This window comes from Mycobacterium sp. E3339 (assembly GCF_001666915.1).
GTDB lineage: Bacteria > Actinomycetota > Actinomycetes > Mycobacteriales > Mycobacteriaceae > Mycobacterium.
Map to the genome: position 1 here is coordinate 53,544 of NZ_LZIZ01000244.1, position 13,715 is coordinate 67,258.

Genomic DNA, 13,715 nt, shown 5'->3' on the forward strand with positions numbered 1-13,715 from the left:
ACCGGGAGTAAAACCATGAACGCACCGACTACCGACGCGATCAGCTCGATCGAGCTGCGGAAGCTCATCGAGTCGCCTAAATCACCACGCGTCGTTGATGTTCGGACCCCGGCGGAATTCGAGACCGCACACATCGCGGGGTCCCTCAATGTGCCGCTCGACGTGCTCGAGCGGCACGGCGCCGAGGTCGCCCAGCGCCTGCGCGACGACGACGTCGTGTTGGTGTGCCGTTCGGGGCAACGCTCGACGAAGGCTCAAGCGCTGCTGCGCAACGCCGGGCTCGACAGCGGGCGGGTGCTCGAAAACGGCATCACCGACTGGGAGGGCAAGGGTTTCGAGGTAGACCAGGGCGCGCAACGATGGGAGCTGGAGCGTCAGGTCCGGCTCGTCGCCGGGTCAGTGGTGCTGTCGTCCATTATCGGCAGCGTCGCGGTCCCTCGGCTCAAGTGGGTGGCGGCCGCCATCGGGGGTAGCTTGACATACGCCGCTCTGAGCAACACCTGCGCCATGGCCACGGCGCTGTCCAAACTGCCTTACAACCGCGGGGCGGCCTCCGACGTGACCACGGTGCTGTCGCAGCTCGACCGGTGACCCGGGTCTAAAGACGATGACTGTCCGGTCGAAGCGCACCGATGTCGGTCAGGTCGCCGGCCCGACCGAACAGATGGCCCTGCGCCAGGCCGCACCCGGCCGCGCACACCGTCTCGGCCTGCTCGGAGGTTTCGATTCCTTCGGCAATGACGGTCAGGCCGAGGGCTTCACAGAGGCCGATCACTGAGCGATACAGCGTCAGGTTCCGTCCGGGCTCGACACCCGTAGCCAGCCCGCGGTCGAGTTTCACCATCTGCACCGGCAACGAGTGCAAGTACGTCAACGAGTTGTAGCCCCCGCCGAAATCGTCCAAGGCCACTCTGATCCCCAGGTCGTTCAAGCGTCTGATGGCCACCGCCGCATCGGCGAGGTCCACGATGGGGACCGTCTCCGTGATCTCCAGGACGACTCGTCGCGGCTGCAGCCCATACCGGGAAAGCGTGCGGCTGATGACCCGTTCAAAGTCCACGCTGCCCAACCGTGCCGCGCCGATGTTGATGTGAATGTCCAAGTCGAGGCCGGACGATTGGATTTGCTTGCAGGCCCGGTCGAGTACCACGGCATCGAATTCTGCCCCCATGCCATGGGCCTCGGCCAAAGAGACGAAGGTCTGGGGAGCAATCTGTATGCCGCTGGGTGTGGTCCAGCGGGCAAGCGCCTCGACCGCCACCGGCGTTCCCTCCGGGAGCTTGACGATGGGCTGAAATTTCAGCCGAAACCCTTCGGGGACACCGCCTTTGGCCTGCCGGAGCGCCGTCGGAAAATCTTCGGACACGCTGAACGCCGGCCGGTACACCACCGCGGTGTCCTTGCCCAACCGCTTGCCGGTGTACATCGAGGTGTCGGCCTGCCTGAGCAGATCGTCGGAGGTCGGAGGCGGGCCGTCACCGCCGGGACTGACCAGGCCCATGCTGGCGCGCACCCGCACCGACGTGCCGTGCACCGAGAACGGGTTGCGAAGCGCTACCCGCAGCTGGTCGGCGACGAGTTCGGGCGCCTGCACGACACCCGTGATGAGGATGGCGAACTCGTCACCGCCGATACGAGCCAGCGTGTCGTCGGCACGGAGGCAACTCCGCAGCCGCGCGCTGATCGCGCAAAGGAGTTCGTCGCCGGCGGCGTGTCCGAATCGGTCGTTGACCTCTTTGAAATCGTCGATGTCGACGAAGATCAGCACGAACGGCCCGTCGCGGATCGCGTCGTCGAGCCGTTGCGCCAACAACAATCGATTGGGCAAGTCGGTCAACGGGTCGTGGTAAGCCTGATAGGCGAGGCGGCGTTTGGTGTCGATGAGCTGTTCGGTGAGCATCCGCTGCACGCGCATCGCCACTAGGTACCGGGTCGCGACGAGCAAGGCCATCGCGACGTAAGTGCCGATGAAGACGGGGTCGACCCGTTGTCCGATGAGCTGGTGGAAGCTGATGAGCGCCGTGCTGCCCATGAAACCCACGTAGGGCAGGGTGAGCTGCGCCCAGTTCGTCGGCTGTTCTTCGTCGTGCGCGGGACGCGCCCGCGGCGGGAAATCCAGCACGCTCAACGCGATGAACAGCGGAGCGATGACGAAGCCGGTGCCGACCCACAAGTCGAGCTGGGCCACGGCGACGCTACGCAGGTAGGCCAGCAGCCGATCCGATGACGTCAGGGTGATCACCGCGGCGGCGAGCAGCATGTAATTCACGCGGTAAGGCAGATACGGCGGATACCACATCGCCACCAGAACGGCGCTCACGACCACGACGAGTTCGACTGCCGCGATGCCGGCAACGACCGCGGTGTTGGTCGACCGCGGCAGCGCGGCGCCGTGCATGGCCCCCAACCGGGCGACGTAGACCAGGTGGAAGAACGCCAGCGCCGCCAACATTCCATCGAGGCCCGCGGTGATGAGGCTCTGCCGGCCAAGCAGCCACGTTCGCGCCTGCCCGCGAACGGCGGACCCCACCAGCACCAGCATCGCGACGGCGAACAGCAGCCCGGCAACGAAATAACCGGCGATCGCCGACGGCGGCGCGGTCGCGCCGCTACCGGCTGTACGGACCCGCTGCGACAGGGCCTCAGCGGTGAGGAAAACGGCGATGGCCACCAGCAGGATCACCCGCCACCACCGCGCCGGCCCGGTCACCCGCCGAACGACGAGCAACCCCGCGAGCAGCGCCACCACGCACAACGTCGCTTCGAGAACGAACTGCACCCGCAGCGCCGGTTGCAGTCCCCACAGCCCGAGCGCGTTGAATGCCGCCGCGGCAAGGACGAGGGCAGACAGCCCGAAACACACGCGGGGACTCAAAAAACGCAACGCGCCCCCAATCCCCCGATACGACCTGTCGATCTTGACAGAACAGGGCAAAGCCGCGGGCCGTTATCGCTTACGCCGGCAAACGCCCGGGGTGGCCGGTCACCGACGGTACGGTCCGCGCGGCACGATCAGGTTGGGTTGAGCGCGTGACCGTGAACGCCACCGGCGCCGACCTGCGCGTCTTGCACCTCGACGGCGACGGCCTGGATCGCGTTGCCGCCATAGCCGAACCGATTCCATTCGGGTCGGTCGGGTTGCGTGTTGCCCGCCTCGTCGGTCGCCCGTGCCCGCAGCGTCGTCGACCCGCGAAGGTCGCAGTGCGTGAACAACTCCCACCACTGCCAGCTGTGTCGGCGGCGCTCCCCGACGAGTCGGGCGGCCTGCCACGGACCGTCGCCGATGCGCACCTCCACCCGGTCGATGGGTGCCGCCCCCGACCAGGCCACGCCGCGAACGACGATATCCCCTGCGGTTACCGGGGCACCGTCGGCAGGCTGGACGATCAACGCGCGGACGCGTTGCAGGCGGATCGGTTCCCGGATGATGCCGCCGTCGCGTTCCCACTCGTAGTGATATCGCTGCGTTTGGAAGAAGGCCTCGAAAGCGTGGTCGATGACATCGATCTCGGTCAGCCACTTGACTGAAGCGACCGAATACCAGCCGGGCACGATCAACCGGACGGGACGACCATGCTGCAACGGCAGCGGTTCACCGTTCATCGCATAGGCGACGAGCGCGCCGGAGTCGCGGGCGTCCCGCACCGACAAGGCGCGCTCGAACCGCACCGGCGCCGTCGCGCCGTCCATCGGACCTGAGTCGGCACCGCGGAACACGACATCGTGGGCGCCCGCGGACAGTCCCGCCCTGTTCAGGACATCAACCAGCGGGACGCCGGTCCATTCGGCGGTGCTCGCCGCCCCGGATTGCCATTGCTCACCGTCGACCGGCGGATCGAAGTGGGCGCGACCGTTGCCGGCGCATTCCAGCGTCGCGAGCAGTGATTGTCTCGGCAAGTTGTGGAGATCGTGCAGGGAAAGGCACAGGGGCCGCTCAACCAACCCGGTGACCGTCAACTGATACAGCTGCGGATCCAGCACCGGCGTCGGGAAGTGGTTGCGAACGTAGAAGTGGGCGGTGGGCATCACAACACCCCCGACCAGCGCGGGGAGCGACGTCTCGCAATTGAGCGGATCCTCGCGGTGCACGACCAATCCGGGCTCGGCGCCATGGCTTACGATCGGTAGCCCGGCGGCGGCCCACGCGCACATGCCGCCCGCCAGGTTCACCGCATCGAAGCCAGAGCGACGCAACAACGCCGTCACGGCTGCGGACCGTCCCCCCGAGCGGCATACCACGACGATGCGGCGGTCGCGAGGCAGTTCATCTTCTCGAGTGCGCACGCGCGCGACCGGCAGGAGCATCGCGGCCGGCGCGTGCTCGGTACACCATTCCTCCGGCTCCCGCACATCGAGCAGCAGCGCGCCCGCGTCGACCAACGCTTTGGCCGCCCGGGGGCCGACCTGCGGTGTGTCCGAGACGATCTCATCGCCAATCGCGATCGGGAACCCGGCGGCTTGCCAGGCTTCGAAGCCACCGACCAGGGTCGCAACGTCGTCGAATCCCGAAGCCCGGAGCACGCCCGCGGCCACCATCGATCGCGGGCCGCTGGCGCAGTAGACCACCACCGGGGCCGTCGGATCCAAGGCGGAAAGCGAACCCGTCAGGTTCGGCAACGGAATCTCTCGTGCGCCGGGGATGATGCCCCGCATCGTCTCGTCGGCGCCGCGGACATCCAACAGTTGCAATTGCGGGTCCAGGCCGCGCAATTCGGCGAGCTGGCCGATGGTCAGGCGTGGCGAGGCCTCGACGAGCTCCGTGCCCTGTGGCTTGATCATCATCGGGAACCTTCTTCCAGAGTTGTCACCGAATGCGCGGGGCCGGTTGCCCGTACATGGCCACGACGACGGTCCGGTCCATGCTGTTCTCCGACCACACCCCCATCGAGCTGTTGGCGCAGTCGCGGATGATCGCCATGTCGTCGGGGTTGTAGTACCACTGGTTGACCAACTCCAGGCTGCTGATGGCGATGGCCGGGTTGATCGCGATCGTCTCGGACGCCTTGCCGCGGAACCCGGCGGCGTTGGCCCGGTCCTGCGGCGTCGACCCGTCGGAACCGATGTCGTCGTTGATGTTTCGGTTGTTCATCATGTCGTCGGCGTGCCATTGAGCGGCCAGCGTGAGCGCGTTGTCGCGGATCACATCGTTGGTGCAGCCGGCCTGGTGCTGCAACGTGTAGACGGCGGAGACGACGGCGCTGTTGAGCCGCTTGTTGTCGGCATGCGCGCTTGCCGGCGCCAGCAGCGCCGGCGCAGCGAGAAGCGCCGCCGCGGGTAGCGCGCGTACCCATCCGATCATGACCACTCCGCTCACACCGGGTCGAAATGCGAAACCAGCCATCGGCCGTTGACCTTCTCCAACACCACCCGGATAACCGGCTGGGTGTCGGTGGGAGCGCCCTCCCCGATCGTGACGGTCTGATTGACATACAGCAAGACCACGGCGTGGTTAGCCGTCACGGAAACGGGCGCGGCGGCACTGACCTTGGCGACCGCGCTGATACGCTTTTCCTTGGCCCCCGGTATGACCACCTGGCGGGTGAGCTCCGTGTAGGCGTCCTTGAAGTCTCCGGTCAGTCGCTCGCGTGCGGCGGCCAGATCCTTCTCCACCGAATCCGCCTTGTACGAAAGCAGGGCGACGGCGTCTTCGCTCGCGGCCCGCACCGATTCCGCTCGCACTCGCGCGAGGTCGTCGGACGAGGCCACCACCCACTTGAAGTAGCCCGCGCCGAGCGCCAGCAGCAACGCCAAGGCGGGCAGCACCGCGTACGCGACAACGCGGGACCACGCGATCGGTGGCCTTGCCCGCGTGGTGCCGGGCACGTCGTCAGAGCCCCCCTCGATGTCGACGGCATCCGAGTCCTCGGGCGTCGCCGAGTCGTCGACGTCGGCGTCGACCAGTTCCTCGTCGTGCATTTGGGTTTCACTCAACGTCGTCATGGCACGAACACCACGTTCGAAACCTTGGCGTCGTCGCCGACCGACCTGACCTCGATCCGCATTCGCCACTCCCGGGGCGCCTCCTCGCCAGCGGCGGTCCGCGACTTCACCGCGACCGCAACCAGGACCTGGGCCGCGTCGCCACGCTGCGACTCCAGGCCGGCATCGGTCACGGTGCCTTCTGATTTCGATTGCGCCGCCTTGACGACCTCGACGAACGGCTTGGACCGCTGCTCGAAGTCCTCACGGAAGGCGCCGGTGGCCAGATCGATGATGCGCTGCACGTCGGCATCGACTTCCGTGTAGTTGATGGTAGTGAGGTTCACCGCACCCTGACGCGCCACCTGCACGAACAGGTCGCGCTGCGCTTGTGCCTCGTGCTTCTGGTAGGCCCGGAAGCCAAGCCAACCGGTCAATCCCGCCAGCACCGTCACGACGAGCGCGCCGGCCACCAACGCCCGCCCGGTGTGCGATAGCCGCGGGATTATCCGCCGCCGTATGCGCGCGAGCCGGTTCTTCGCCTCCGCTAGGTCCTCAGCGGTGTCGTCAGCCTCGCTGGCCTGGTCGGCGACATCGCCGTCGTCGGCTGCCGTCGATTCGCCGAATTCCTCAGCGAGATCGGCGTTTTCGTGGCTCTCGGCATCTTCAGCCATCTTGCTCCTTTTGCTTAGGCCGGCGGCACTAGAAGTGACTGCCAGTTCTTGGCACGCGGGTGCGCCAGGTCGAATTCTGTGTAGCGGTGCCCGTCCGGGCCTATGTAGTCGCCGTTGGCCGGGTCATACGTGGCGACGGCGAGCGGCGGCGGCGCGGGCGCCGGCGGCGCGGTGCCCCGCGGCGGTGGAAGCCGCGGGTCTTGTCCCGGTGGATACATCGGTACGCCCTGCCCGCTGTAGGTGGCGTTCGGGTCGCCCTTCCAGTTGTAGCCGTCGTTGAGAGGCACGTATTCTTCGTCGCTATCGCACAATTCGACCGTGGGCGCGCGTTTCCACGGCTTGCTCTCACAAGGGATGTTGCGGACCCCACGGACGTTGAACTCCGAATCCTGCGGCACGCGGCAGAAGAGATCCGCGGCGGGCCGGTCGGGCGCGTCCACGTTGGCCGGCGACCGGCGCTGGGTCGGCGGCAGATAGCCCGTCGTGCACGGCGGTGGCAGGTTGATGTTGAGGTTGAAGTCCAGCTGTGCGCCCCGGTACTCCTGTTTGGTGTTCGAGCTGGGCACGACGATTGCCGCCATCGCCGCGATGCCCTGCGGGAACAGCACCAGAAGTTGTTCGATGTCATGCCGGTACACGACGGCGATGTCGCCCAGGCTGACCAGGTTCGCGAACAGTACTGGCAGCGCGGGCGACAGTCGATCGAGCAGCGCGCGACTTTCCTCCACCCCGTTGGTCCCCTGCGTCAACAGGTCCCGGAAGGCGGCGTCCTGCGCCTTGAACTGGGCGGTGATCGCCGCGGTTCGACTTGCCCACCGGGCGATTGAATCCGACGTTTGGATCTGAGAGTCGAGAACCGGAGGCGTCTGGTCGATCAACGCGGCAAGCGGCCCGACGGTCTGCCCGCCGGCAATTGCCAAAGCGGCGGAGCCGTCGACGATCCGGGACAGCTCAGGCCCGAGGCCACCGACCGCGCGATCCGTCTCGTCAACCACCGTGCGGAGATTGTCGCGCGGAATCGCCTGCAGCGCACGGTTGGTCACATCGAGCAGGTGTCCGATGTCGACGGGCACGTCGACTCGGCCGGCGGGAATGACATCGCCCGCACGCAGCTCCCTGCCGTGATCACCGTCCTTACCGGGCTGGGGGGTGAGCTCGATGTATTGCTCGCCGACGGCCGAGCGGCTGTGCACCGACGCCTGGACATCGGCGGGCACCTTGACGCCGGACCTGATCGCGAGCACCGCGCGAACCCCGGTCGCGGTCACATCGACCGACTTGACCTGACCGACATCGGTGCCGCGGTAGGTGACCACGGAGGTCTGGTAGAGCCCGCCCGACTCGGGCAGGTCGACGGTCACAATGTACTCCCCGATCCCGAAAAGCGTTTCGGGCAGCTTCATGTAATTGAAAGCCATTGCGCCACAGGACAGGATCGTCACGAGCGACAGGATCGCCAGCTGTATCCAGGTTCGACGATTCAGACGCAGCATTCAGTACCCCCCGAAGTGATATGGATAGGTCAGGGGGTTGCCCGCGGTGGCCGGGCTGGGCTGCATCCCGATCGTCCGTCCCCACTGCAGCTCGAGCTGGGTAAGGTTGCCCTCCCACCGTGAGCCGGTGAAGAAACCGGTATCGAGGCGGCTCAACGTCAGGTCGACGATCAACGTGAGGTTGGCGTAGTCACCGCGGAACCAATTCCTCGCCGTCGACGCCGGCCACGGGTAAGCGACCAAGCCATCCAGCCCTTTGGTCAGGGACGGACCCGCGTCGGCGAGCGACCGCAGCACCGGCGCGATATTGCGCAAGTTGTTGACCAGAGACTCCTTGCTCTGGCGCACGGTGTCGGCCGCGATTGCACTGAACTTGCCGAGCTGGTCGATCGCGTCGGCGATCTTGGTGCGCTCATCCGCCAACACCTTCAGCGCTCTCGGCACGGTCGTCAACGCCTTGTCGACTACCGGGTCCTTCTCCGCGAACTGGCCGACCAGCGAATTCAGATTTTCGGCCGCGGCGATGATGTCGTCGGTCTGGTCATTGGTCCGGGCGATGAACTCGTCCAGTTGGTGCAGCAGGCTGCGCATGTCGTTCTCGCGTCCGGCGAATGCCTTCGCGATCGCCTGCGTGATCTCCTGCAGCTGCCCAATTCCGCCGCCGTTGAGCAGGATTGAGACGGAAGCCAGGGTCTGTTCGGTGGTTGGGTACATGCTCGCGTGCGACAGCGGGATGAGCGAACCGTCTTTCAGCTGGCCGACGGGCGGTTCGTCCTTGGGCGCCGCGAGCTCGATATGCATCGAGCCGAGCAGACTGGTCTGCCCCAGCTTGGCGGTCGCGTTGGCCGGCAGGTGAACGTCGCCGTTGATGCGCATGGTGACAAGCGCGTGCCAATCCTGCAGTTGGATCTTGGTCACGTTGCCGACGTTGACGTCATCGACCCGAACACGGGTGTTCTCTTGAATCGTGACGACATCGGGCATTTGGGCCTGGATCGTGTAGGCACCGGGGCCGTTGCCGGAGGTGCCGGGCAGGGTGAACGAGTTCAGCCCCTTCCAACCACCACAGCTGGAAAGCGTTGTGGCGCAGACGAGGCACAGCACCGCCATCAGTGCCCGCTTCATGAGACTCCCGCCGGGAGCATCAGGTCCCGCAACACCTGCGTCGAGTTGACCGTGCCGCTCGGCGCGGGCGGTGGCGGTGGCGCTTGCGCGGGTGATGGTTCGGCGGCCGGCGGCGTCGGCGCGTCGGGCGGTGGCGGGGGCGCCTCGGGCGGTGGTGCCGGAGGTGTATACCCGGGCCGGAGCCAGTCCTCGCTGTAGGTGATCTCGCTGGGGCGAGCCTGGGTGCCGACAAACGGGTTGAGTCCCGCCGGAATGTAGTTGTACAGCCGGTTTTTGATGATCGGGTTGATGTACTGCAGGCACAGCTTGGACACCCGGTCGAGCCGGGCGCGGGACGCCGCCTCGATCGAGCTGCAGATCCACTGCGGGATGTCGGCGAAGTTGTTCAGCGCGATGATGCCGGTCATCGCGCTTTGAGCGGGCTGGTAGATGTTCAGGAAGTTCTGGAACACCGTCGGGGCGATGTGCAGGATTTGCTTGATGTCCATGCGGCTGTCGTTCAACGCGGTCGTGACGGAGGCCAGCCGATCGAACGTAACGCCCATGGCTTCCCGGTTGTCGGCCAGAAAGTCGCGCAAATCGGTCAGGGCACCGTCGAGACCCTTTACCGCATTGGCGATTTCATTGGGTGTGTTCGTCAGCAGCGTCGTGACGGTGGCCAGATTCTGGTTGAACGAGGCTAGCAGGTCACTGCTGGATGACAGCGCCGAGACCAGCAGCTGCAAATTGCGCACGGTGCTGAAGATGTCGTCGGCGTGATCGCCGAGTGCGGAGATCGCGGCGGACAGCTTGATCACGGTGTCGCGGGCGGTGTCGCCCTGGCCGCGCACGTTGTCGGCGCTGGAGTTGATGAATTCACCAAGGGAATTCACCCCGTCCGGGGAGGTGGGCTGCAACGCGTCGGTCAGTTTCTCCAACTGCTTGCGAAAGTCATCCCATTCGACCGGGACGGCGGTGCGGCCGAGCGGGATCGACGCGCCGGGGCTCAACTTGGGACCGCCCGAATAGGCGGGAACGAGCTGGACGGCCCGCGAAGTCACCAGCGAAGGGGACAGGATCGCCGCGCGGGCGTTGGCGGGGATGGCGTATTGCTTGTCGACCGAAAAGGTCACCTTGGAGCTGGCGGGCTGCGGTTCGATCTTGTCGATCACCCCGACCGTGACCCCGAGGATGCGCACGTCGTCGCCGACGAACAGGCCGTTGGCTTCGGTGAAATACGCGGTGTAGGTGTTCCTTTCGACCCTGTTCCAAAGCTTCCAACCGATCAGGAACGAAGCCGTGGCGAGCGTGCCGATGAGGGTGACGGCGGTGAGTCGTTGCAGAGTGCGGCGGCTTATCTTCACTGTCCCCCCAGTTGGCCATTCGCGGGCTCAGGCGGCGGGCCCGGCGCCGGACCCGGCGAGGGGGGCTGAGACCAGATCGGGTGCGGCGCTTGCTCCGGCGGCACGGGGGGTGTTCCGGTCGGCGGGTCCACCGACTCCGAAGGCAGCTTCTGCTCGGGGTCCAGGAACCGGTTGTACATCCGGGCGTCGATCGTCGGCCCGCTGATCTGACCCGGGATCAGGTTCGCCACGTAGGCCTTGAAAAACGGTCCAGAGCCCAGGCATTCGCCGAACGACATCGCGTAGCGTTTGAACTTGGGCAGGCTCGCCTGAATGTCCTGTTTGCGATTGTCGAGGACCTCGAGCACGCCGTTCAGCTTGTCGAGGGCGGGCTTCAGCTGAGTCCTGTTGTCGTCGACGAGCCCCGAAACCTGATGTGACACCGCGGTGAGATTGTTCATCAGCGCGTCGATGGAATCGCGTTCGTCCAACAGCGCGGCCAGCAGCGCATTCGAGTCCGCCACCAGAGCGGCGATCTGCTGGCTGCGTCGGCCCAGCACCGTCGAGACCTTGTTCGCGTTCCCCAGTAGGCTGCGCAACTGGGCGTCGCGGTTGTTCAGTGTCTCGGAGAAACGTGCCACGCCTTCCAGCGCGGGCCTGACCTCCGACGGCGTCTGCTTGAAGGTATCCGCCAAAGTGGTTAACGCAGAGGATAATTGCGCGGTGTCCAGCCCGCTGATTTCGGTCGTCAAATCCCCGAGCGCATCGGGAAGGTCGTAGGGCGAGTGGGTCCGTTCCAGCGGGATAGTGCCCGAGAGCTTCCCTTCTCCACGTGACGTGAGCTCGAGCATCTTGGCGCCCAGTATGGTTTCGGTCTTGATCGCGGCTTCCGTGCGATCCCCCAACGTGATGGAGTTACGGACGGTGAAGCTGACCCGAACCTTCGTGCCTTCCAACTTGATGCCGGTGACCCGCCCGACACCCATGCCGGAAACCCGCACCGAGTTACCCGTTCGGATGCCGCCAGCCTCCGAGAAGTATGCCGCGTAATCGTTGGTGTTCTTGATGAACGGCAGCTTGTCGTATTTGAAGGCCGCGACGGTCACGCACACCAAGATGAAGACACCCATCGCGCCGATCTTCCAAGGGCTTGGCCCGCCGGCTTTGGTCTTGGACTTGGTCATTGGGGCGTGCACCGCCCGCTGGGCTGGCCGAATAGCTTGATGAAGATCGGGTTGCCGCCCTTTCCGTTGACTTTCATCAAGACTTCGCAGAAGTAGAAGCCGAAGTAGTCACCGTTGAGGCCTTGTCGGGCCAAAACTTGATAGATATCGGGAAGCTGCTTGAGAAGGTTGTCGACGTAATCACGGTCCGCCAGCACCTGCGCGGACATGCGATCCGTCTCGTGCACGACGTCCTTGATCGGCTGGCGGGCCTGGACAAGCAGATTGGCGACCGACCCGGCCGCCGCATTGACGTAGGCCAGCCCGGTGGAGATGTCATCTTTACGCTGCGCCAAGCCGTTCACGAACTGGGACAGCTTGTCCAGGCCGTCGGAGAACTCGCGGTCACGGACGGCAAACGTGTGCAGCACGGTGTTCAGGTTCGCGATCAGCTGGGTGATGAGCTCGCTGCGCCCGGCCAGCGTCGAGGTCAGCATCGAGGTCTGGGCCAGTACCGAAGCGACGGTTCCGCCTTGACCCTGAAATATGCGGAGCAATTGACCGGACAGAGCGTTGACCTGATCGGGGTCCAACGCCCGAAACAACGGCCGAAAGCCCCCGATCAGCGCATCGATGTCCAGCGCCGGGGACGTCCGTGCCAACGGGATCGTCGCACCCGGCGGCAGCCGGCGCGCGCCAGGCCCCTCTTCCAGGGCCAGGTAACGATCGCCGATCAGGTTCTCGTAGCGCACAGCGACTTTGGTCCCCTCGGTGAGGCGCACGCCTTTGTCCACCGAGAAACCGATGGTGACGGTGCCGTCGCGCTGCAGGTGCAGGTCACCGACCTTGCCGACCTCGACGCCCGCGATGCGCACGAAGTTGCCGGACTTCAGGCCGGAGATGTTCGTGAAGACCGCCTGGTAGCCGGTGCGGTCCTCGAATCGAAACTGGCCGAAGACGGCGACCAGCGTGAACGTGAACACCGCACACACCGCGGTGAACGCCGCGATGCGCACGATGATGGCGGACAACTTTCGTCTTTTCACGGCGGCGGTTGTCCCCCACGGTAGAAGTAGCGCGGCGCTTCCGGCGGGTTCTTCGTGGTCGGGAACCAGTTCGCCCACCACGGATTACCGGTGGCCATGTTGGTACGGATCTCGTTCGGGGCGGCGCCCCAGCCGGTGTCGGTCACCAGCGCACGCACCGGGAAGTTCGCACTCGGGTCCGGCAGCGACCCACAGCTGGGCTTACCCCCCGGGCCGCCCGTGGCATTGGTTTTCGGCAGGTGTTTGGGGTACCGGTACGGATCGTCACCGAACAGCAACCCGGCGTCCAAGATCACCGAATAGCCGTTGCCGCCCAACGCGTCTCGACCGCCGTGGTCCACGTACCACTGCGCGCCCTGGAACAAGCAGGTGAACGTCGGCGAGTATTTGTTCAGCAGCGCCGTGGTCGGGTCGAGCAGGTTGATCGACCGGACGATGTTGGATTCGTTCCTGCCGATGACGTTGATGCCGGTCTGGCTCAAGCCGACCGCCGACAACAACAGCGTGTCAAGCGACCGTTGGTTTTCGGTCAGGGTGTTGCTCGTCGTCGCCGCCGAGTCCAGGATCGACAGGATATTCGGGGCGGCGTCGGAATAGATCGCCGTGGTCTTGCCGAACAGCCTCCAGTCCTTGTCGATGGTGTCCATGCGGGGATTGACGGTCAGCAACACGTCGTTCGCCCCGGTGATGGCCTGGCCGAGCCGTTCGCCCTTGCCGCGCAACGCTTCCGAGAAGGCGGACAAAATCGCGTTCAGCTTCGCCGGGTCGATCGCATGGACCACCGACTGGAGATTCTCGAAAACGGTGTTGACCTCGACCGTCACGTTGCGGGAGTGCAACACCGCGCCCGGCTTGAGCGGGGTCGCGCTGGGGTATTCGGGCACGATCAGGTCGACGTATTTCGACCCGAACGCCGTGGTGGATTTGATTTCGGCCTCGAGGTTGCTCGGCAGGTACTTGAACGGGCCGGGCT

The 13,715-nt window shown here is 65.6% G+C and carries 12 protein-coding genes; 1 reads left to right on the plus strand and 11 read right to left on the minus strand.

Going from position 1 to position 13,715, the window contains the following annotated elements:
* Positions 1-15: 15 nt before the first annotated feature.
* Complete coding sequence (locus tag A5702_RS22850; RefSeq protein WP_068223994.1) at positions 16-591, plus strand: rhodanese-like domain-containing protein; 576 nt, start codon at positions 16-18, stop codon at positions 589-591.
* Positions 592-598: 7 nt separating this feature from the next.
* Here A5702_RS22850 and A5702_RS22855 read toward each other — a convergent pair whose 3' ends face one another.
* The 11 genes from A5702_RS22855 to A5702_RS22905 all read right to left on the minus strand — a co-directional run.
* Positions 599-2,863 (minus strand): bifunctional diguanylate cyclase/phosphodiesterase, encoded by a 2,265-nt coding sequence (locus A5702_RS22855; protein ID WP_231965160.1) that lies wholly within the window; start codon positions 2,861-2,863, stop codon positions 599-601.
* Between the two features lie 149 nt (positions 2,864-3,012).
* Complete coding sequence (locus A5702_RS26005) at positions 3,013-4,782, minus strand: molybdopterin-dependent oxidoreductase (protein WP_082956167.1); 1,770 nt, start codon at positions 4,780-4,782, stop codon at positions 3,013-3,015.
* Between the two features lie 22 nt (positions 4,783-4,804).
* Complete coding sequence (locus A5702_RS22865; RefSeq protein WP_068224031.1) at positions 4,805-5,299, minus strand: CAP domain-containing protein; 495 nt, start codon at positions 5,297-5,299, stop codon at positions 4,805-4,807.
* Positions 5,300-5,310: 11 nt separating this feature from the next.
* Entirely contained in the window at positions 5,311-5,940 is a 630-nt protein-coding gene (locus A5702_RS22870; protein ID WP_231965162.1) for a hypothetical protein, read from the minus strand.
* A complete protein-coding gene (locus A5702_RS22875; protein ID WP_068224000.1) occupies positions 5,937-6,593 on the minus strand; it encodes an Mce protein in 657 nt (218 codons plus the stop codon). The genes A5702_RS22870 and A5702_RS22875 overlap by 4 nt, the downstream gene beginning before the upstream one ends.
* 14 nt (positions 6,594-6,607) lie before the next feature.
* On the minus strand, positions 6,608-8,086 hold the full coding sequence (locus tag A5702_RS22880; RefSeq protein WP_067817743.1) for an MCE family protein: 1,479 nt from the start codon (positions 8,084-8,086) through the stop codon (positions 6,608-6,610).
* Positions 8,087-9,211, minus strand: coding sequence for a virulence factor Mce family protein (locus A5702_RS22885; protein WP_068224003.1), 1,125 nt, complete (start codon positions 9,209-9,211; stop codon positions 8,087-8,089). It lies immediately after the preceding gene.
* On the minus strand, positions 9,208-10,554 hold the full coding sequence (locus tag A5702_RS22890) for an MCE family protein (protein WP_068224006.1): 1,347 nt from the start codon (positions 10,552-10,554) through the stop codon (positions 9,208-9,210). Before A5702_RS22890 ends, A5702_RS22885 begins: the two co-directional genes overlap by 4 nt.
* A complete protein-coding gene (locus A5702_RS22895; protein ID WP_068224008.1) occupies positions 10,551-11,717 on the minus strand; it encodes an MCE family protein in 1,167 nt (388 codons plus the stop codon). The genes A5702_RS22890 and A5702_RS22895 overlap by 4 nt, the downstream gene beginning before the upstream one ends.
* Positions 11,714-12,742, minus strand: coding sequence for an MCE family protein (locus A5702_RS22900; protein ID WP_068224012.1), 1,029 nt, complete (start codon positions 12,740-12,742; stop codon positions 11,714-11,716). Before A5702_RS22900 ends, A5702_RS22895 begins: the two co-directional genes overlap by 4 nt.
* Positions 12,739-13,715 (minus strand): MCE family protein (locus A5702_RS22905; protein WP_068224015.1); only part of this gene is annotated, 977 nt, incomplete at its 5' end. The genes A5702_RS22900 and A5702_RS22905, both read right to left, overlap by 4 nt.